Below are 20,697 nucleotides of genomic sequence, written 5' to 3'. Positions count from 1 at the left end.
ATCGAACGGCGTCAGGGACACATTCTTGGGTTGACCGAAGAAGGGCGACAGCTGCTGCCTGCCGCGCGTGACATCCTGCTACGTACGCATCGGGCCATCGGCGCATTGCAGAAATCCCCGATGACAGGACGCGTAGCGCTCGGCGTCCCGGATGACTTCGAGGTTAAGAATCTGCATGAAATCATTTCGCTATGTCTTGAAGAGAATCCTGAATTAAGGGTGGAAATCACGGCGGCGTCATCGGCCGTGCTGTCTTCGATGGTTGCCCAGCAACGCCTGGATGTCGTGATCCTCAAGGGGCTGGCGGGGCAGCCGCTGATTTCTGAAACAGAAAGAATTTTGCGTGTTGAATCCCTTCACTGGGTTAGCTCTGGCGCGGTGAATTTCCGTGAGATGGATGAAGTCCCTCTCGTCACGTTCCCTGACGGCTGTGTGATTCGGAAATGCGCGGTTTCTGCGCTGGAGCATGTCGGACGCCCGTATTACTTTTCTTATGTGAGCGGGTCTTTCGATAATATCCGCAGCGCGGCGGCAAAGGGGCTGGGGATTGGTTTACTGCCGAAAAGCGCACTGTCCGATGCGCTGTATGTTCTGGGCCCGGAAGATGGCGCTCCCAGCGTTCCGGCGATTCAGCTTGTGCTCAGCGTGACGCGACCAGGGAAACTCTATCAACAGTTTACCCGCTATATCGATCGGGCATTGGCGCAATAGGTTGAGGCTGGGTTTTAGTTCGCGGTAAGATCGATTATCGCGGCTAGTTGGGCCGCGGTGTCGCGTGCTTCGCTTTGTTAGCTAATTTTATTATCAACCTTTGGCTCAATTAGCCCTTGCTTCGTCAACTCTGACACAATGGCGCCCTTTGTTCTCTCAAAGTTTGTAGCCAGTTCGTCAATAGACGCGCCATTTTGGAATGTCGAGGCCAACAACGCCTTTAATTCATCATCCCATGAAATACCTGCATTTTTCGGGCGGCCTGCTTTAATATTGTCCTGCTGCTTTTCTTCGAGTGTCTTCTTAGGTTGTTTCTTGACGTTGAGTGTGTCCAACACGGTGAATAGGGCTCGAATGACCTGTGGGTTGTTGTATGGACTTTCCTCTGGCAAGACTTCTCCTGTTATAGGATCAATACCGTTTATCAATGCCGTTACGATATCTTTAGCTTCACTACGTTCCATATTCTCGTTTCCTTTCGAGTACTAACACGGATCATAAATGACGAATGGTTTTTCACGAATCAAGCCTAAAGGAAGGCAGATTCTTATCAAGAGCGATTCATAGCAGTAGCCTGAATCCAAAACAATTAGCAGATAAAACAGATGAAAAAATTGGATTGAGTTTGATGAAATTAACAAGATACGAGTAGAGAGAATTTCAATTCACATTCATTAGCCTACGGGCGTAGGGTAATATTTATAGAACATGAATTGGTACGACCGAGTGGACTCGAACCACCGACCCCCACCATGTCAAGGTGGTGCTCTAACCAACTGAGCTACGGTCGTACAGTAGATAACATCTTAATCAGTAACGTTTTGATTAGAATGCTTTTCTTCATTCCAGCGTTTGGAATGGGCGCTATTATGGACGGCTCTGACGTTGGTGGCAAGCGCTTTGTTTATCATCCTCTTTCAAGTGTTGAATGTTTAGCCGAATTCGTCGGATAAAGCCGTTGCTGACGTAACGTTAAAAATTGCTCCCAGAAATTTTTATGCAATTCAGACGGCTGACGACGGCCTGTTGCGCAAAGGCTTTACTCCCTGATAGCGCAACGTTATCGTATCGCGGCATAGCATCCTGACAGGGGACGACCTCTGACACGGAAAGGATTCACGGGACGACCCCTATTCAATGTTTAAGGAGAACAGGGTATGGCCTGGTTTCTATTAGCGCTTGCCGGTTTGTTTGAAATTGTCTGGTCTTACAGCATGAAGCTGTCTGATGGCTTCACGAAAGTAGGCGCATCGGTTGTCACGATTGTCGCCATGATCGTCAGCTTTGCGCTGTTATCCATGGCGATGAAATCTCTTCCTCTGGGCACGGCCTACACCATCTGGACGGGAATTGGCGCGGTCGGGGCGTTTGTGGTGGGATTGGTCTTCCTGAATGAACCCGCAAATGCGATGAGGATTATCGCTGCGCTGTTGATCGTCAGCGGTTTGGTCATGATGAAGCTGTCCTCATAACGTATATACCCGTCATACTTCAAGCTGCTTGTGCGTTGTCTGCCCTTACTCACCCCAGTCACTTACCTGAGTAAGCTCCTGGGGACTCGCGCGGTTGCCGCCTTCACGCAACTCGAATTATTTAGGGTATAGTTTTTGAATAACGTATTGCGTCTGAACGCCAGGTTCGTCTTCATGGGAGCATCTGGCGTGTGGCAGAGCCATTGTCATCTGACTCTGCCACTTTCTCTCACTCACTTATTGCTCACTGTTGATTGTTTTTGCTTCTTGTTGCGTATTATCAATAAGTGCTATGCTGGTTTTCGCGTAATATCTCAATAAATCTGGCGAAAATGATTTTCATTAGTGTGCTTTATGCTCTTTCAAGTGTATTTACTGCTTTATCGAGCTAAATCGAGCGCTGGCGATTAATTATCACGTCAGTCATCTAACAACCGCACAAAAACGATATCTCTTGGTCCAGGCAGGTTACGGCCTGACTCGCGGCTATCTGTGTACGTACAATCTGCAAGGGGAGTGGAATGATCAAGTTGGTAATTACCGATCTCGACGGCACGTTTCTTCACAGCGATGGCGATTACAACAGGGCCTTGTTTGCCGATGTTTATGCATTAATGAAAGAGAAGGACGTGCGGTTTGCTGTCTGCACAGGCAAGCAGTGCGAGCGGGTCGAAGCGCTTTTTGGCGATGATGCGAAAGACATCTGGATTCTGGGAGACAGCGCGACGCGCATCAAGTATCAGGGAGAATACGTTTACCAGTCACTCATCAAAAACCGCCTTGCCTTGAGCCTGATTGGCGTGCTGGAAAGCGTAGACGATCGGCACGTCGTCATCGGTTGTACCCCACACGGTGCGATGGTGAAGGAAACGATCGATCCTGCTCTACTGGAAAAGGTGAAAAAGTCGTACACCAATGTGACGTTGATCTCCAGCTTTGCTACCGTGACCGATGACTTTGTAAAAATCACGGTTTATGACCCAGAAGGGCACTGCCACGAGACGGCGAAGTATCTTGATGCGTTTCACGATCATGTCTATATCGTCGTCTCTGAAGCGGCCTGGATCGACATTGCGGATGTCGGCGTACACAAAGGGCACACCGTAGACATCCTTCAGGAGAAATTGGCGGTTACGCCAGAGGAAACGATGGTGTTTGGCGACGGTTACAATGATATTGAGCTAATGAGCCGCGGGGCTTACAGTTTTGCGATGCGCAATGCGTTTGAGGAAACCAAAGCTGCGGCGAATTTTATTGCCCGTAGCAATGATGACGATGGGGTACTGAAAACGATAAAGCTGCTGCTTTCATAAAGTGAACTGCATGAAGCAAACCGGCAACCGCTGGGGCTACCGTTGCATTATCGGGCAATAATCACATCCAGATTTTTTTCGCTTAAGACGCTCTGGCAGGCAGGAGAGATTTCATCATCGGTCACCAGCGTGGTGATTTCATCACATGCAGCCACACGATAGCGAGTGAGGGCGGAGATTTTATTGGCGGTCAGGGCAACGATCACTTCGCTGCTGCGGGTCACCAAACATTTTTTGAATTCGGCATCGTCATATTCAAAAACGGTCAGGCCTTCATTAGCATCAAAGGCACAGCCTCCCAGCAGGCATTGATCGAAAAACATTTTCTCTAGCTGCCTGAGCGTATCGATACCAATCGCGCCGCCGACCTCTTTCTGGATCCTTCCGCCAAGAAAAATCACTTCTACATCAGGATTCTGCATCAGTTCTGCCGCGATAATGGGCGAATTACACACAGCGGTAAACTTTAACCCCGCCGGGATCTGCTTCGCCACGGCCAGATTGGTGGTGCCGGTGTCAAAGAAGACGCAGCTGTTGGGTTTTATCAGTGGGATGACGGCCTGAGCGATGCGATCTTTCTGGGCGGCATCGATGGTGGCTCGGCTGGCAAAATCAATCACCTCTGGCGGCATGCTAACCGCACCGCCGTAGACGCGCTTGCAGGCACCGGATTGCGCCAGTTCTTTCAGGTCACGCCGTATGGTGTGCTCGGAGACGTTCAATTCACGTGAGAGCTGGGCGCAGACGACTTTGCCTTCCTCGCTGAGGATCTGCCTGATTTTGGATTGCCGTTGCTCGGGAAAGTCGGTGTAATCGAACATACATGTCCTTGGTTAATCAAAATGATGCACAACCTGCCGCCAGCGAGCAGGCTTCATTCGGGTCAATGATGTGTACAGCATGGAATTGCGCCATGTTAATCTGCACCTTCTGGCAACACAACACCTCTACCGCGTTGATCTGCAATGCGTGAGTCATAGTGTAAAATTTACGCGTCAATATACCGACATCACCGATAAAGAGAGAAAAACAGCCGTGTTTCATGTCATTACTGGGCTTATCGCCCTCTATGTTATCTGGCGTCTGGTCTGGCGCTTGCGTGTTGGTGTGCCTGTAAAGCGCATACTGGCGGTGTTAGTGCTGCTGGCTTCGCAGCATCATCTGATTACGCGCACCTTTTTTGGCACGATGGCGTCGCCGGAAGTGCCCGCGTTTGTCCTGATGTTTCTGGGATGGGCGTTTGGCGCGCTGCTGATATCCGCATTTCTGCTGTTGGCCGTCGATCTGTTCGGCGTCGTGGGGCGTCTGTTATCCCGCTCAGTTGGGCAGGTTTTGCTGAACAATATGGCGCTGCGTGGCGGAATTGCCGTGGTGGCGATGGGGCTAGCGGCGATTGGCGTTTGGGAGGCGGTGCGCGTTCCTGAAGTGCGCACGGTAGAAGTCGAGTTGAAACAGCTACCGCCTGCGCTGGATGGTTTCCGGCTGGTACAGCTAACCGATTTACATGCCAGTCGCCTGTTACAGCGCCCCTGGATGGAAGCGGTGGTGGCAAAAACCAACGCGCTTAACCCCGATCTGACGGTGATTACCGGCGATCTGGCTGACGGTACCGTGAATGCCCGTCACGATGATATGGAACCGCTGCGTAATCTGACCGCGCCACACGGCGTGTTTGCCATTGTGGGCAACCATGAGTATTACGTGGAATATACGCAATGGGTGCAGCGACTGAATGCACTGGGTTTACGCATGTTACTCAATGAGAATGTATCGATCGGCCGCGATAATGCCACGTTTGTGCTGGCAGGGATCACCGATCGCACTGCCGCTGATTTTCAACAATTGCTGCCAGATACGGGCGCGGCGCTCAACGGAATAGCGCCGGATAGTGCCGTCGTTCTGCTCAGCCATCGGCCAACGGGAGCGAAAGAGAATGCGCGTGCCGGAGCGGATTTACAGCTATCCGGCCATACGCACGGCGGTCAGGTGCTGGGCATGCATTGGGTGACGCAGTTGGCGAATGAAGGCTATGTGTCCGGCAGCTATGACGTGGATGGCATGCATCTGTACGTGAGCAATGGCGCGGGCCTGTGGAACGGTTTTCCGATCCGCTTAGGGAAACGTGCCGAAATTACCCAGTTCATACTCCGTTCACCGTCGCTGTAGTTTTGGGATAGCAGAAGAATCTGCGGCCTCTTAAAAGAGGCCGCGATGACAAGCAGGCTTATTGTCACGCATGGTTCTATAAGCGAGATTATTATGCATACCCTAAATAATTCGAGTTTCAGGCAGGCGGAAAGTGAGGGAGTCCCGATGAGCTTACTCAAGTAAGTGATTCGGGTGACTGAACGCAGCCAACGCACATGCAACTTGAAGTATGACGGGTATAGATAGGAAAAATGTGCGATTGAGCTACTTTTCATCAGGTTAAGCTATCGCAGAAGTTAGCATATACAATTATAAATTATAGGGAGACTCTGGCACTGTCTTGCATCAAGAGGAAGGAATCGGTGAAGCGCTCTGTTGCCATAAGGCAAGGCTATCGGAGAACACACCCACCTTCTTGCACAGCGATTAAGGCAATGCAACATACTGGGAGATAACGATGGACGAGAATAAAACGAAACCAGCCGGCAAGTGTCCGGTTATGCACGGCGGAAACACTTCTACTGGCTCATCAAACACCGACTGGTGGCCAAATGCCCTCAATCTCGACATTCTTCATCAGCATGATACCAAGACCAACCCGCTCGGCAGCGATTTCAGCTACCGCGATGCCCTCAAAACCCTCGATGTCGATGCCCTCAAAAAAGATTTGCATGCACTGATGACCGACAGCCAGGAGTGGTGGCCAGCGGACTGGGGTCACTACGGCGGCCTGATGATTCGTATGGCCTGGCACTCGGCGGGTTCCTACCGTACGATCGACGGTCGCGGCGGCGGCGGAACTGGTAACCAGCGCTTTGCACCACTTAACTCCTGGCCAGATAACGTCAGTCTTGATAAAGCGCGCCGCTTACTGTGGCCCATCAAAAGAAAATACGGCAATAAACTCAGCTGGGCGGACTTGATTATTCTGGCGGGCAATATCGCGTATGAATCCATGGGGCTGAAAACATTTGGCTTCGCCTTTGGTCGTGAAGACATCTGGCACCCGGAAAAAGACACCTACTGGGGCTCGGAAAAAGAGTGGCTGGCGAAGAGCACCGGGCGCTATGGCAGCGACGATCGTACCACGCTGGAAAACCCGCTGGCGGCCGTACAAATGGGGCTGATTTACGTTAACCCAGAAGGCGTTGATGGCAATCCCGACCCGCTGCGTACCGCACAGGATATGCGCGTGACGTTTTCCCGTATGGCGATGAATGATGAAGAAACCGTTGCGCTGACGGCGGGTGGGCACACGGTAGGTAAAACCCACGGTAATGGCGATGCCAGTCTGCTGGGTGCGGCACCAGAAAGTGCGGATGTTGAGGAACAAGGTCTCGGCTGGCATAACCCGACGGGATCGGGCAAAGGGCGCTACACCGTCACCAGCGGGCTGGAAGGAGCCTGGACGACGCATCCGACGCAATGGGATAACGGCTTCTTCCACATGCTGTTGAACCACGAATGGGAACTGAGAAAAAGCCCGGCAGGTGCATCGCAGTGGGAGCCCGTCAGTATTAAAGAAGAAGACAAACCGGTTGACGTTGAAGATCCGTCTATCCGCTACAATCCGATGATGACCGATGCCGACATGGCGCTGAAAGTTGACTCGGAATATCGCAAAATTTCCGAGCGTTTCTATCAGGATCAGGCGTACTTCTCCGAAGTGTTTGCCCGAGCATGGTTCAAACTGACGCACCGCGATATGGGGCCGAAAGCGCGCTACGTAGGTCCAGATGTGCCGCAGGAAGAGTTGCTGTGGCAGGATCCGGTTCCGGCTGGCCGTACCGACTATGATGTTGATGTGGTCAAAGCACGCATTGCAGAAAGTAGCCTTTCCATCAGTGAACTGGTCGCAACCGCTTGGGACAGCGCCCGTACATTCCGTGGTTCCGATATGCGCGGCGGTGCCAACGGCGCGCGTATTCGCCTCGCTCCGCAGAAAGACTGGGTAGGGAACGAACCTGATCGTCTGGCGCGTGTGTTAGTCGTTCTGGAAAGTATTGCCGCCGCAACGGGGGCCAGCGTGGCCGATACCATTGTGCTGGCGGGTAATGTGGGGATTGAGAAAGCGGCGAAAGCGGCTGGCGTGAATATCACCGTGCCTTTTGCTCCGGGACGTGGCGACACCACCGATGCCCTGACCGACGCAGAGTCTTTTGACGTCCTTGAACCTATCCACGATGGCTACCGTAACTGGCTGAAGAAAGACTATGCCGTGAGCGTGGAAGAGCTGATGCTCGATCGTACCCAACTGATGGGGCTGACGGCGAAAGAGATGACAGTGCTGGTTGGCGGCCTGCGTGTGCTGGGGACCAACTACGGCGGCACAAAACACGGCGTGTTTACGAATCGTGAAGGGGCGCTGACGAATGATTTCTTCGTCAACCTGACCGATATGAAATACACGTGGAAACCGTACCGTAAAGACCTGTATGAAATCCGCGATCGTAAAACGGGTGAAGTCAAATGGACTGCGACGCGTCTGGATCTGGTCTTTGGCTCCAATTCCATTCTGCGCGCTTACGCTGAGGTTTACGCACAGGACGACAGCAAAGAGAAGTTTGTGAATGACTTTGTTGCTGCCTGGGTGAAAGTGATGAATGCGGATCGCTTCGATCTGGCGGAGTAAGAGATTATGCTCCTCGCGTTGGCGATCATGCTGCGCAGGGAGTAATGCTGATCAGTTAAGGATCAGTTGAACGATCCAATAGCTGTGTAAGAATCCGGAAGTGTTCTTCATTTCCGGATTTTTTATGCGTATCTCTCAGGCCATCGACCTCGTTTCACGTTACGATTCGACCCGTAATCCTTTGACTTCTCTTGGCGACTTTCTTGACCCAGAACTTATTGCCCGTTGCCTTGCTGAGTCCGGCGTGGTCACCCTGCGTAAACGCCGTCTTCCTCTCGAAATGATGGTCTGGTGCGTTGTCGGCATGGCGCTTGAACGTAAGGAGCCGCTTCATCAGATTGTCAATCGGCTGGATATTATGCTGCCCGGTAACCGTCCCTTTGTTGCTCCCAGCGCGGTTATCCAGGCTCGACAGCGGCTCGGAAGTGACGCCGTTCGACGGGTGTTCACGCACACCGCTCACTTGTGGCACAACGCTGTGGCGCATCCCCACTGGTGTGGATTGACGTTACTGGCGATGGATGGCGTCGTCTGGCGCACACAGGAAACACCTGAAAATGATACCGCCTTCCCGCGCCAGACTTACTGCGGCCAACCTGGCCCCTACCCGCAGGTCAAAATGGTCTGTCAGATGGAGCTGACCAGCCATCTGATAACCGCAGCAGCCTTCGGTACGATGAAAGACAGCGAATATACCCTGGCTGAGCAACTGATAGACCAGACCGCAGATAATACGCTGACGCTGCTCGATAAAGGGTATTACTCATTAGGGTTGCTGAATGCCTGGAAGCGTGCGGGAGAACACCGACACTGGATGATACCGCTTAAGAAAGGTACCCGTTACGAGGAGGTACCCGGAAACTGGGAAAAGGCGATCATCTGGTACAGTTGAAAACTACGCCACAATCCCGCAAAAAATGGCCGGGACTGAGTACAGAAGTGACAGCCCGATTACTGACCTATAGCCGTAAAGGAAAAATCTATCAGTTACTGACTTCGATGACTGATGGCATGCGTTATCCGGGAGGTGAAATGGTTGAGCTTTACAGTCACCGTTGGGAAATCGAGTTGGGTTACCGTGAAATCAAACAGACAATGCAACTGAGCAGACTGACACTGAGAAGCAAAAAACCGGAACTTGTGGAGCAGGAGTTATGGGGTGTGCTGCTGGCGTATAATCTCGTGAGATATCAGATGATTAAAATGGCCAGTCAACTGAAAGGTTACTGGCCAAATCAGCTGAGCTTCTCAGAATCCTGCGGGCTGGTCATGAGGATGTTGATGACGCTTCAGGGTGCATCGCCGGGTCGTATCCCTGAACTACTGCGAGATCTGGAGAGTATGGGACAGATGGTGAAGCTGCCGATAAGAAGAGAAAGAACCTTCCCGAGAGTGGTGAAAGAAAGGCCTTATAAATATCGAAAAGCGAAGAAAAACAGCCAGTCAGTTGCTTAACTGACTGGCATTACTGCGCAGGGAGCATCATTTTCCGCTGTGGTGTATTTCCACTGTGAGGTATTTTCGGGGGCGCTGTGCCGCTTCCTTTATCATAACCGCCAATGTTTACCAAACCTGTGGCGCTTCATTGTATTGCTTTTGACTCAGGTCAAATGGACGTAGATTGTGCGAACACAGGTGGAATGAGAGCGATGTTGCTGAAAAGCATGAGTGCAGATTCAACAGAGATTTTAGTGGATTAACGAACTGAGTGAGGTACTGCGAAGAAGGAATGGTGCGTTCAATTGGACTCGAACCAACGACCCCCACCATGTCAAGGTGGTGCTCTAACCAACTGAGCTATGAACGCATTGAGATACCGTGCTGCCTGTCCGACAGCGAGGCGCATAGTAGCGAGCAAGGGGAAAGCTGGCAAGAGGAAAAATGCAATTTTGTGCTCTTGCCAGTGCGATTGCTGGGGTTGTATCCATTGTGTCGTTTTTTTCGACGATACCCGTCATACTTCAAGCCGCTTGTGCGTTGGTTGTCCTTACTCACCCCAGTTACTTACCTGAGTAAGCTCCTGGGGATTAATGAGCCTCATAAATGAAGCTCACCCTTCGGGCCAGCGCTAGCGCTGTTCAAATCGGTAAGACCGATTTGTCGCTCGGTTGCCGCCTTCACGCAACTCGAATTATTTAGGGTATAAAGCAGGGTGAAACGTTATCTAGCGGGCGGCGCGCGCTAAAATCCGTGCGGCGGGTTGGCGCTGGAGAAAACGAATCCGCGTCACCATCATCACTGCCGCTGCCGTCAGGCCAATGATGAAACCACACCAGAAGCCCGCAGGCCCCATGCGCGGTACGATGGTATCCGTCAAGGCCAGCAGGTAACCGCTCGGTAATCCCAATACCCAATAGGCGACAAAGGTAATATAGAAAATTGAACGGGTATCTTTATAGCCACGCAAAACGCCAGTGCCGATCACTTGAACGGCATCGGAAATTTGATAAACGGCGGCCAGCAGCATGAGCTGAGAAGCCATCGCCACAACCAGCGGATCCTGATTGTAGAGCAGGGCGATAGGCTCACGCAGCAGCGTGGTGAAAATGGCTGTGCAGCAGGCTAATGCCACACCCGCCATGATACCCGTGTGCGCGGCAATGCGGGCGTTCTCAACCGAGCCTTCTCCTAAGCGATGCCCGACGCGAATGGTCGTGGCGACGCCAACCGAGAGCGGAAGAACGAACATCAGCGAGCTGAAGTTCAGGGCAATCTGGTGACCGGCCACATCGACGACGCCCAGCGGCAACACCAACAGCGCCACCACGGCAAATAGTGTCACTTCAAAAAGCAGTGCCAGCGCGATAGGTAAACCGAGGCCAAAGAGGCGCTTCAGCACAGCAACGTCTGGACGGAATGCGGGACGGTGCGAGCGGATATCGCGTAGCCAGGAGGCGCGTCGGGTATAAAGCATCATCAACAGCATCATGATCCAGTAAACCGAGGCGGTAGCCACGCCGCAGCCGACGCCACCTAGTTCGGGCATGCCAAATTTACCGAGGATAAAGATGTAGTTGATCGGGATGTTGATTAACAACCCGATGAACCCAATCATCATGCCGGGATAGGTTTTGGACAGCCCTTCACACTGGCAGCGTAAAACCTGATAGAACAGATAGCCGGGAACGCCCCACAGCAGCGCATGCAGATAGCCGATGGCTTTCGCAGCCAGCTCAGGCGAATCGTCGCTCATCAGGTTGATGGCGTATTCCCCCTGATACAGCACCAGCATCGTAAGCACAGAAATGATGGCGGCGAGAAAGAAAGACTGTCGCACCTGATGAGAAATACGATCGCGTCGGCCTGAGCCGTTGAGCTGTGCGACAACGGGCGTTAACGCCAGTAGCAGACCATGACCAAAAAGAATGGCGGGTAGCCAGATAGAGGTTCCCACGGCGACGGCGGCCATATCGGTGGCGCTATAAGCACCGGCCATGATGGTGTCAACTACACCCATCGACGTTTGGGACACTTGCGCAATAATGACAGGAACAGCAAGCGCCGATAATTTACGCGCTTCTGTCAGATACTGTTGCACGGATACCTTCCTTGAATGACTAACGTAATAGCAGGGTAAATGACTCAGATATGAAAAACAGATCGGGGTAAAGCGAGCATTATTGTAACGACTTAACGAAAGTAAACCAGCATGGAAGAGAATATATTCTATTTGTTACGCTACGGTTTCGATAGCTATGCGGTATACGGCATTCCGGTTTGGTTTTCCGCGAAATATCGGGCACACTGCACAGAGTCATTTCTTTGTTTTTAAGAGGCAAACCGCATGTTTACCGGTATTGTTCAGGGCACCGCGCCGGTGGTGTCGATTGAAGAAAAATCCAACTTTCGCACGCACATTGTCCAGCTCCCGCCTGAGTTGTTGCCAGGGCTCGTGCCCGGCGCATCGGTGGCGCATAATGGCTGCTGCCTGACGGTCACCGCTGTTGACGGCGATCGTGTCAGTTTTGATCTCATGAAGGAAACGCTGCGGTTAACGAATCTGGGCGATATTCATGAAGGCGATGTCGTGAATATTGAGCGAGCCGCGAAATTCGGTGACGAGATCGGTGGGCACGTCATGTCGGGCCACATCATGTGTACCGCGGAAGTGGTTAAGATTCAGGTTTCAGAGAATAACCATCAGATTTGGTTCCGCCTTGCAGATGAAGCGCTGATGAAATACGTGCTACATAAAGGCTTCGTTGGAATTGACGGTATCAGCCTGACGGTGGGAGAAGTGACCCGTGGACGTTTCTGCGTGCATTTAATTCCAGAAACGCTGAACCGCACCACGCTGGGACAGAAGCGTCTGGGAAACCGCATTAATATCGAAATCGATCCGCAGACACAGGCCGTGGTCGATACGGTCGAGCGCGTGTTGGCTAGCAAGCAGGCGAGCGATCTCGGCAAGGAAGAGTAATTCTACGTTGCACATTCTGGTAAACCGGACGGCGTTTCTACCGTCCGGTTTTCTCTTTTCTGTCAGCACACGATTTTCTGTCAACACACAATGCTGTTAGCGCGCAACGCGCAATCCACCTTCGACCCCATCCGTGCTGAACACGACCTGCCAGAGCTGAAGGTTTCTTGCTCTGAAAGCCCCTGCACAAAAGTTAAGATAGTAGCTGAACATCCGGCGGAAGCGGGCCGTATAGCGTGTGGAAAGCGGTGGCCAGTTCTGCTGAAAGCGAGCGTGCCAGGCCATTAATGTACGATCGTAATCAGCACCGAAATTGTGCCAGTCTTCCATTACCAAATAAGGCTCACTCGCCTGTGCAATATGCTGTATGGAGGGAATACAGCCGTTGGGGAATATGTATTTATGAATCCAGGGATCGATGTGCGGGTTAGTCTTATTGGCCCCGATGGTATGTAGCAGAAACAGCCCGTCGGGTTTTAGATTACGCAGAACGACGCGGAAGTAGTTGTCATAGTTGCGCGGCCCGACGTGTTCAAACATGCCAACTGACACCACGCGATCGAATTGCCGCTCGAGATCGCGATAATCCTGCAATTCAATGATGACGTTCAGATCCTGACAACGTCGCTGTGCCAACATCTGCTGTTCTCTGGAAATAGTGACGCCGTAAACTGACACGCCGTAGTGGCGTGCCGCGAACTCGGCAAGCCCGCCCCAACCACAGCCGATATCCAACAGCGTCATTCCTGATTTTAGCTGGAGCTTTTCGCAGATCATGGTGAGTTTATCTTCCTGCGCCTGTTCCAGCGTTTGCGCCTGTTTCCAATAAGCGCAGGAGTATTGCATGTAAGGATCTAGCATCAGGGTAAAGAGATCATTACCTAAATCGTAATGCGCTTTACCGACAACCTGAGCGCGTCGGCGGGATTGCAAATTCGTGATGCGGGAGAGGGCAACGCGCGTCAGGTTGTGGAGGCGGCGGGGCAGTTGAGTATCCAGCCCTGCGCGCAGAACGCGATGGGAAAACATATCCAGCCGTTCACACTCCCACCATTCGTCCATGTAGCTTTCTCCCAGCCCCAGCGATCCCTCACGCAGGATACGCTTAAAGAAATTGGGGTTGGTCACGCGGATGTCAAAAGGGCGAGTGCCGTTGATGGTGATATTCGCGGCGGCCAGCATGCCCTGCACGATGTGGAACCAAGGCGCGGTATCAGGATCCCATTCTTCTGTATAAGGTAAACCCATCATGTCTCCTTAACTTTTCACATGCAAAAGTATCGTAAAACACACCAGGACAACACTTATCGCAGCCGAGGTATCGGCTGTCACCAGAGAAAATGAAACACGGTATTAAATTTAGAACTGCTTCAGCCAGCATACAAGAGAATTGGCTGAAGCAGAGAGGGGAAGCAGCAGGAATAAGAAAATCGTCTGTACAGAATGGCTACGGCTAGCGGCGATAGTCGAGGTAGGGGCCGTCTGCAACCGAGCGGCGCTCAATCAGCGTCGGATGCACTTCAATGACGTGCGCATCTTCCCGCTTACTAGTAATGCGATCCAGTAGCATAGCGAACGCAGATTGACCCAGACGCTCCTTTGGCTGATGGATGGTGGTCAGCGCAGGCGTAAAGAAACGCGCGTGGCGCACGTTGTCATAACCGATCACCGAAATATCCTGCGGTACGCGCAGACCCAGTTCATCTGCCGCACAGATAGCCCCCATCGCCATGATATCGCCACCGCAGAATACGGCTGTAGGTCGCTGTTTCTGTGCGAGGATCTGATGCATGGCTTTGTAGCCGGATTCCGGTTCAAAATCACCCCGAACCACCCATTCGTCACGCACGGTGATGTCGGCTTCCTTCAATGCTTTCAAAAAGCCGAGGTAGCGTCCGCTGCCGGTGTTGCGTTCTTGAGTACCGGGGATGGCGCCGATATCTCGGTGGCCACGTTCAATCAGGTAACGACCTGCCATATAACCGCCTTCAAAGGCGTTATCGATAATCGTATCGGTAAAATCGCTGTGCATCTGTCCCCAGTCCATCACGACCATCGGAATGCTGCGATAGTCTTCCAGCATACCTAATAACTCGGGCGGATATTCGGCACACATCACCAACAGGCCGTCGACGCGTTTTTGCGCCAACATGGAAAGATAGGCGCGCTGCTTGCCGATGTCGTTATGCGAATTACACAGCACCAGCGTGTAGCCTTTGGCGTAGCAGCTGTTTTCAACGGCTTCAATGATCTCGGCGAAATAGGGGGCTTCGCTGGAAGTGGCCAGCAAGCCGATAGATTTAGTGTGATTAACTTTGAGGCTGCGGGCGACGGCGCTGGGTGAATAGTGCAATTCTTTGATTGCTGCCCTGACGGCTGCCTTAGTCTCTTCGGCGACGAAACGTGTTTTATTGATCACGTGCGATACGGTTGTGGTGGAAACGCCAGCACGTTTTGCCACATCTTTAATCGTTGCCATCTAAAAATGACTCCTGAACTTACCTGTTACAGACGTAAGTATATTGTTAATCGTTTGCCTACGTTTAATGTTCTTCTTCTAAGCTAAAAAACAGGATTTCAGAAGGAGAATGCCGAATGTTATACCGAAGGGATCTGGGTTGACGTTTTTCGACTGATACGCAGCGCTTTCATAAACAGCGGATTGTGTCCGATTTATCATGAAAGTGAAAGGGCTAATTTATACTATTAGTGATGCATTCGTCCGAGATTTTTCGCTACAATTATGAAAGAATCGTAATAACCCTATTATTTGTAGCTTTAACTACCTAAGCGGGTTCGGCTGTGAATGGTGGTGTCTTTTCAGATGAAGCTTTCAGATAAAATTTGTTCGTTAATAAGGAGTAATTTATGGATACAGATCTGAAGATGTCTTTGCTAACAACCGTTGGCTCGTTGGCTGTGATCATCGCGTTTAGTTTTATTGCGGTGATGAACTAACCGAAGGGTGCCTCTGGGCGGGTTAGATATTCAGACACGTTGATGATGCCATAACGTGTCTGGATCGTTTTCTTCACATTGCTTTTCTTTACTACGTACAACCTGTCTCTTAACGAATCGTCTGCGGCGTCACCACGCGACGTGCGCCAACGTAGTGCTCCTGCCAATAATCTTCACTCAGCTTGCTGATACGAATATCTGAGCCTGTACGCGGCGACTGAATAAATTTCCCTTCACCCAGATAAACCCCGACGTGATCGGCTGCGCCACGATTATTGATGCGGAAGAAGACCAGATCGCCACTTTCCAGCTCACTCTTTTTAATCGGAGCAGCATCACGCAGGTGATACATTTCGTTTGCGGTGCGTGGAATTTGGATCTTAACGACATCTTTGTAGGCGTAATAAACCAGTCCGCTACAGTCGAATCCGGTAAAAGGAGAGGAGCCGCCCCAGTGGTAAGGTTTGCCTATCTGACTCATCAACTTATTCATTGCGGTCGTTTTGGCATGCTGATAGCGTTTTTTATGCGCAGCGCTTAGCGCCATTCCTTTTTCTGTCGGCGCTGGATTTTTATCCGCTTTCCCCTTGAGTGCGGTCTTCTTCAGTCCGGTTTTGACTCTGGCTTGGGCGGTTGTTTGCTTCTCTTCTTCAGGCTTCAGCTTTTTAAGATTTTTTTTCACTAGCGCGGGCGTGCTGCTTTGCGTTCGTGACGGCTTTTTCTCTGTCACTTTGCTCGCGGTGCGGGATTTGGTTTTATTGCTGACGGCGGTAGATTCTGGTTTTTTGCTTTTGATCGGCGTCGGGGATTTAGCATTACCCTTTGTTTGGCGGCTTTTCTTATTCGTTTCTGCCACGGCGCTTTTCTTCGGCGCAGAATGCGGGGTATGCGGCGCAGCCTGAACGATGTTCAGGGATAGATTATTGAAAAATAATATAAAAAGAGTAATAAATAAGCGCATATTAACAGTGACCGAACATAATCCTTAACTCGCTCAATCCTCACAGTATTCCTGAAAACGGCGTCATAAAAAAGTGGGCACGGTCGCTTTATTCATACAGAATAGTGAAAAAACGTTAATAGTTATTTTTTCGATTGATTTATCAGCGTTTTCTGGCGCTGATTTCATCAATGACGAAGGCCTTCAGGAAAAAAAATAACCCTACAAAAAATGGCGTTTTTTTGTAGCTAGTGGCATCGGTACAATATCACTGAGTCAATGTCGCTGTCGTAGCACCTCTGACGGCGGCTCATGGCTAGCGTTTTGGACGTTAGCCATCCTATAGAATTAAGGAAGCAAGAAGATGACGACACCGACAATTGAAAAAATTCAGCGCCAAATTGCTGAAAACCCGATTCTGCTGTACATGAAAGGCTCCCCGAAATTGCCAAGCTGCGGCTTTTCTGCACAGACGGTTCAGGCGTTATCTGCCTGTGGCGAACGTTTTGCGTATGTTGATATTTTGCAGAACCCAGACATTCGTGCTGAACTGCCGAAATACGCAAACTGGCCGACATTCCCACAGCTGTGGGTTGACGGTGAGCTGGTTGGCGGTTGTGATATCGTGGTAGAAATGTTTCAGCGCGGTGAACTGCAACCGCTGATCAAAGAAACGGCAGATAAATATAAAGCGCAGCAGGCCGATCAAGAGTAATGCTTTCGTCTGGCGTAATGACGATGTCAAATGTTGTTACGAGGCGAGCGTAAATTCTTCCAACGGGTGCCTTTATGGCACCCGTTTTTTGATCTCAGCCTTTTCAGTCTTTGGCTGACGCGTCTTCCAGCGAATTTTCTTCCAGTGCAATCGGCCATCCGCCCAGACGTTTCCAGCGGTTAACCAACTCACAGAACAGCAATGCGGTCTGGTTGGTGTCATACAGCGCAGAGTGTGCCTGGCTGGAATCAAACGCGATACCGGCGGTAATACAAGCTTTAGCAAGAACCGTTTGGCCTAACACCAGCCCGCTAAGTGCTGCGGTATCGAAAGTGGCGAAAGGATGGAACGGATTACGTTTCAGGCTACAGCGCTCGGCTGCTGCGGCCATAAAGCTATGATCGAATGTGGCATTATGCGCCACGATAATCGCGCGGTTACAGCCTTGATCTTTGATCCCTTTACGCACGACTTTGAAAATTTCATGCAGCGCATCATATTCGCTCACCGCGCCACGCAGTGGGTTGGTGGGGTCAATGCCATTAAACGCTAGTGCAGCGGGTTCCAGAATCGCACCCTCAAATGGCTCGACATGAAAATGTAGTGTTTCATCTGGCTGTAACCAACCGTCTTGATCCATTTTTAATGTTACCGCCGCAACTTCCAGCAAGGCATCGGTTTTCGCATTAAATCCGGCGGTTTCAACATCGATCACTACCGGGTAAAACCCACGAAAACGGCCGCTCAGGGCGTTCAGATCACTTTTATCAGCCATTTTTCTCTTAATTGTTAGCAAAACGCAGCGCGCATTATTGCAAATTTTGGCCGGAGATGCAGCATGCCCGTTGCTGTTTCAAAAGGCGGAGATAGCAGAAAAAGGGAGGGAGAACAGGTGCCGATGCAGCACCTGTAGAATGCGGGGGGATTAGTGACCGATGCCGTTACCGGCGTGGGCGTTCTCGATCAATTCGATTTTATAACCGTCTGGATCTTCGATGAACGCGATCACGGTAGTACCGCCTTTGACCGGGCCCGCTTCGCGCGTTACATTGCCACCCGCTTTGCGGATACGCTCACAAGTTGCGGCAACATCGTCAACGCCCAGCGCGATATGACCGTAGGCGTTGCCCAAATCATAGCTGTCGACGCCCCAGTTGTAGGTCAGTTCGATAACTGCACCTTCGCTCTCTTCAGTATAACCGACGAAAGCTAACGTGTATTTGTATTCGGTATTCTCGCTGGTACGCAGCACGCGCATTCCCAAAATTTGGGTATAGAAATCAATAGAGCGTTGTAAATCGGCAACACGCAGCATGGTATGAAGTAAACGCATAGTATCCTCGTTAAAAAGCGCAACGTATAAGAAAGTATAGCGTTGTGGCGCTATCGAGTCTAAGCCATTCGGATGATGCTAAAAATGCGGCACTGCGATAAGGTTTGTGTTAAAACGTATTGTAAGAAAGGATTAATGGTGTACTGGGTTGATATAGACGCGCCTTATGTGTAAAAAATAGCCAGTGGTTACAATTATTATTTACGTGGTTGTCTATTTAGGCTTGCCAGCACTAAAGAATGAGGTTTCAATAAAGAGAATTTTAGCGGGGGGATAAGGGTGCCAGAGCAACTTGAACTCTTTGCTATCCTTAACCCATGTCGTGGTATTTGTCAGACCGATGAACGCGGAGGTTGCTTTCGTAACCGTAATGAACGTTTCAGCTGGGATAAAATGAGTGATATGCAGAAACAGAATATACTGCGCCTGTGCCAGCAGAGAATGAAACGGTTACAGCATTCGGATAGAGCTGATATACCTGCAGAATTTAGTCAGCTACCGTTTTTTTAGATGTTTTTTTAAGCTTTTTATTTACGCGGGAATTCTCTTAAGAAATGCTGATATGTTCGCTTAAATGAAATAAACGGGAGAGCATTTTTAAAAGTTATCTATTTGATAATAGCTGCCTTCCGCGAAGGATATATTTCATACAATAATAAAACCATTTTGTATTTTTTATAAATCAGAGTTGATTGCCATCCAGGGATATAATTTAGCGTGCTAACAATAAGGAAAGATGATGGAACTGCCATTAGGATCTGATTTAGCTCGTCTTGTGCGTGTATGGCGTGCACTGGTCGATCATCGTTTAAAACCGCTCGAACTCACCCAAACGCATTGGGTTACGTTGCATAATATATACCATTTGCCACCAGGACAGTCGCAAATTCAACTGGCTAAAGCGATAGGTATTGAACAACCTTCATTGGTTCGAACGCTGGATCAGCTTGAAGAAAAAGGGTTAATTACTCGCCACGTTTGTGAGCACGATCGCCGAGCAAAACGTATTATGTTGACTGAATCAGCCGAGCCGATCATACAGGCTGTCACTGATGTAATTAGTCATACACGTAATGAAGTATTATTTGGAATTACGTCTGAGCAGGTTGATGAATTAGCGCTGTTGGTTGCACGTCTTGAGAAAAATATATTGGCATTGCATGAAAGCCAAGCGTAGCTGGATTGGATGGGGCTATTTGACGCATAGAGAGAATTAGATTCCAGTAATTTGAATTATGGCGAATATATCGATATCTATTATTGGTCATTCATTCTGGGAGTTGATTATTCGTTGTGACGATCGCCGCAGAGAGTGGCGATCGTCACACAGCATCAGCGTGGGGAAACGGTGATGCTGCGACCATTGCTGGCTATAGCAACGCGTTGACCCGTGCTGAATTTAGTGTCGCCTTGTTTTTGTACTACCATAATGGTACTGCCGTCATCGCGACGGATTTCCAGTTCTACACCCTGTGTGCGGTTCAGTGCGCTCGTTGCGCTTTGACCCGCTACCCCACCCGCTACTGCACCGGCTGCTGTCGCCAGACTACGACCAGTACCACCGCCAACCGTATTGCCCAAGAAACCTCCCAGTACGGCGCCGCCTAGCGCACCGATCACGTTAGAATCTTCTCCCGCTTGAATTTGAACTGGGCGCATAGAAACAATCGTACCGTAGGTCACGGTCTGCACTTGTTTAGCTTCAGACGCACTGTAAACATCACCTGAAAGTGTACTGGTATTAGCACAACCAGCCAGCGTGATACCTGCAAGGGTAACCACAAGTAAACGCTTCATCATATATAAACTCCTTAATAGCGAATATGTCGGGCTGGCTCAGCCAGAGCCGACGCAGTGTTATACCCATAAATTATGGTCTGGCTCAGTGTAGCATGCCACTCTTTTTACTCTTTTTTTCAGAATTAATAGTGTGCTTAAATTGCGCATAAACAGAAGAGTAAATAGTACGAGAAAGGGCTTTTTTTGTAGCAAGTTTTATCAAAAAACCTCATCCGGTTAAAACCTAGCTCGTGTGGCAAAAATACAAAAAATTTA

The 20,697-nt window shown here is 50.4% G+C and carries 19 protein-coding genes, 2 tRNA genes and 1 pseudogene; 11 read left to right on the top strand and 11 right to left on the bottom strand.

The features are described 5' to 3' along the window. Positions 1-30: 30 nt before the first annotated feature. Positions 31-711, top strand: a complete 681-nt coding sequence (locus tag LOZ86_RS12095) for a LysR substrate-binding domain-containing protein (protein ID WP_230242073.1) — start codon at positions 31-33, stop codon at positions 709-711. A 77-nt stretch (positions 712-788) separates the two neighbouring features. Here the strand turns inward: LOZ86_RS12095 and LOZ86_RS12090 are convergent, their stop codons facing one another. Both LOZ86_RS12090 and LOZ86_RS12085 read right to left on the bottom strand, forming a co-directional pair. Continuing rightward, positions 789-1,175 (bottom strand): hypothetical protein, encoded by a 387-nt coding sequence (locus LOZ86_RS12090; protein WP_039481096.1) that lies wholly within the window; start codon positions 1,173-1,175, stop codon positions 789-791. Between the two features lie 250 nt (positions 1,176-1,425). Further along, positions 1,426-1,502, bottom strand: a tRNA-Val gene (locus LOZ86_RS12085). Between the two features lie 366 nt (positions 1,503-1,868). On the opposite strand from LOZ86_RS12085, the gene LOZ86_RS12080 reads away from it, so the two are divergent. Both LOZ86_RS12080 and LOZ86_RS12075 read left to right on the top strand, forming a co-directional pair. Continuing rightward, complete coding sequence (locus tag LOZ86_RS12080) at positions 1,869-2,183, top strand: DMT family transporter (protein WP_039481093.1); 315 nt, start codon at positions 1,869-1,871, stop codon at positions 2,181-2,183. Positions 2,184-2,704: 521 nt separating this feature from the next. Next, positions 2,705-3,496 carry an HAD-IIB family hydrolase gene (locus LOZ86_RS12075; RefSeq protein WP_039481092.1) on the top strand — a complete coding sequence of 264 codons (792 nt, stop codon included), beginning with the start codon at positions 2,705-2,707 and terminating at the stop codon, positions 3,494-3,496. A gap of 47 nt (positions 3,497-3,543) precedes the next feature. On the opposite strand, the gene LOZ86_RS12070 is transcribed toward LOZ86_RS12075, so the two are convergent. Further along, positions 3,544-4,317, bottom strand: a complete 774-nt coding sequence (locus LOZ86_RS12070) for a DeoR/GlpR family DNA-binding transcription regulator (RefSeq protein WP_039481090.1) — start codon at positions 4,315-4,317, stop codon at positions 3,544-3,546. 79 nt (positions 4,318-4,396) lie between these two features. Between LOZ86_RS12070 and LOZ86_RS12065 the strand changes: the two genes are divergently transcribed. The 3 genes and pseudogenes from LOZ86_RS12065 to LOZ86_RS12055 all read left to right on the top strand — a co-directional run bounded on the left by LOZ86_RS12065 (position 4,397) and on the right by LOZ86_RS12055 (position 9,731). After that, on the top strand, positions 4,397-5,662 hold the full coding sequence (locus tag LOZ86_RS12065) for a metallophosphoesterase (protein ID WP_039481087.1): 1,266 nt from the start codon (positions 4,397-4,399) through the stop codon (positions 5,660-5,662). 439 nt (positions 5,663-6,101) lie between these two features. Beyond that, complete coding sequence (gene katG, locus LOZ86_RS12060) at positions 6,102-8,276, top strand: catalase/peroxidase HPI (protein ID WP_039481084.1); 2,175 nt, start codon at positions 6,102-6,104, stop codon at positions 8,274-8,276. Positions 8,277-8,400: 124 nt separating this feature from the next. Continuing rightward, positions 8,401-9,731: pseudogene (locus LOZ86_RS12055) on the top strand (IS4 family transposase). Between the two features lie 275 nt (positions 9,732-10,006). Here LOZ86_RS12055 and LOZ86_RS12050 read toward each other — a convergent pair. Together LOZ86_RS12050 and LOZ86_RS12045 are read right to left on the bottom strand one after the other, a co-directional pair. Further along, positions 10,007-10,083: transfer RNA gene (locus LOZ86_RS12050), tRNA-Val, on the bottom strand. Positions 10,084-10,440: 357 nt separating this feature from the next. Further along, a complete protein-coding gene (locus tag LOZ86_RS12045) occupies positions 10,441-11,814 on the bottom strand; it encodes an MATE family efflux transporter (RefSeq protein WP_039481083.1) in 1,374 nt (457 codons plus the stop codon). Between the two features lie 246 nt (positions 11,815-12,060). Between LOZ86_RS12045 and LOZ86_RS12040 the strand changes: the two genes are divergently transcribed. After that, positions 12,061-12,696 (top strand): riboflavin synthase, encoded by a 636-nt coding sequence (locus LOZ86_RS12040; RefSeq protein WP_039481080.1) that lies wholly within the window; start codon positions 12,061-12,063, stop codon positions 12,694-12,696. A gap of 96 nt (positions 12,697-12,792) precedes the next feature. Here the strand turns inward: LOZ86_RS12040 and cfa are convergent, their stop codons facing one another. Together cfa and purR are read right to left on the bottom strand one after the other, a co-directional pair. Further along, positions 12,793-13,944 (bottom strand): cyclopropane fatty acyl phospholipid synthase, encoded by a 1,152-nt coding sequence (cfa, locus tag LOZ86_RS12035; protein ID WP_039481078.1) that lies wholly within the window; start codon positions 13,942-13,944, stop codon positions 12,793-12,795. 205 nt (positions 13,945-14,149) lie between these two features. Next, positions 14,150-15,175 carry an HTH-type transcriptional repressor PurR gene (purR, locus tag LOZ86_RS12030; protein WP_039481075.1) on the bottom strand — a complete coding sequence of 342 codons (1,026 nt, stop codon included), beginning with the start codon at positions 15,173-15,175 and terminating at the stop codon, positions 14,150-14,152. A 389-nt stretch (positions 15,176-15,564) separates the two neighbouring features. On the opposite strand from purR, the gene cydH reads away from it, so the two are divergent. Then, complete coding sequence (gene cydH / locus LOZ86_RS12025) at positions 15,565-15,654, top strand: cytochrome bd-I oxidase subunit CydH (protein ID WP_095699710.1); 90 nt, start codon at positions 15,565-15,567, stop codon at positions 15,652-15,654. A gap of 109 nt (positions 15,655-15,763) precedes the next feature. Here cydH and LOZ86_RS12020 read toward each other — a convergent pair whose 3' ends face one another. After that, complete coding sequence (locus tag LOZ86_RS12020; RefSeq protein WP_039481072.1) at positions 15,764-16,615, bottom strand: C40 family peptidase; 852 nt, start codon at positions 16,613-16,615, stop codon at positions 15,764-15,766. Between the two features lie 343 nt (positions 16,616-16,958). On the opposite strand from LOZ86_RS12020, the gene LOZ86_RS12015 reads away from it, so the two are divergent. After that, positions 16,959-17,309, top strand: coding sequence for a Grx4 family monothiol glutaredoxin (locus LOZ86_RS12015; protein ID WP_039481070.1), 351 nt, complete (start codon positions 16,959-16,961; stop codon positions 17,307-17,309). Between the two features lie 103 nt (positions 17,310-17,412). Here the strand turns inward: LOZ86_RS12015 and rnt are convergent, their stop codons facing one another. Continuing rightward, positions 17,413-18,084: a ribonuclease T gene (gene rnt / locus LOZ86_RS12010; protein ID WP_039481068.1), complete on the bottom strand. Its 672-nt coding sequence runs from the start codon at positions 18,082-18,084 to the stop codon at positions 17,413-17,415. Between the two features lie 150 nt (positions 18,085-18,234). Next, on the bottom strand, positions 18,235-18,642 hold the full coding sequence (gene gloA, locus LOZ86_RS12005; RefSeq protein WP_039481066.1) for a lactoylglutathione lyase: 408 nt from the start codon (positions 18,640-18,642) through the stop codon (positions 18,235-18,237). A gap of 279 nt (positions 18,643-18,921) precedes the next feature. On the opposite strand from gloA, the gene LOZ86_RS12000 reads away from it, so the two are divergent. Then, entirely contained in the window at positions 18,922-19,152 is a 231-nt protein-coding gene (locus LOZ86_RS12000; protein ID WP_072012338.1) for a DUF1289 domain-containing protein, read from the top strand. A gap of 229 nt (positions 19,153-19,381) precedes the next feature. Then, positions 19,382-19,819, top strand: a complete 438-nt coding sequence (gene slyA / locus LOZ86_RS11995) for a transcriptional regulator SlyA (RefSeq protein ID WP_039481064.1) — start codon at positions 19,382-19,384, stop codon at positions 19,817-19,819. A gap of 155 nt (positions 19,820-19,974) precedes the next feature. Here the strand turns inward: slyA and LOZ86_RS11990 are convergent, their stop codons facing one another. Beyond that, positions 19,975-20,442 (bottom strand): outer membrane lipoprotein, encoded by a 468-nt coding sequence (locus LOZ86_RS11990; RefSeq protein WP_039481062.1) that lies wholly within the window; start codon positions 20,440-20,442, stop codon positions 19,975-19,977. Positions 20,443-20,697 lie beyond the last annotated feature (255 nt).

It is taken from the genome of Pectobacterium parvum, assembly GCF_020971565.1.
In the GTDB taxonomy this organism is placed as follows: Bacteria; Pseudomonadota; Gammaproteobacteria; order Enterobacterales; family Enterobacteriaceae; genus Pectobacterium; species Pectobacterium polare.
The sequence above is the reverse complement of the archived record's forward strand: the minus strand, read 5'-3'. Positions and strand labels throughout refer to the sequence as shown.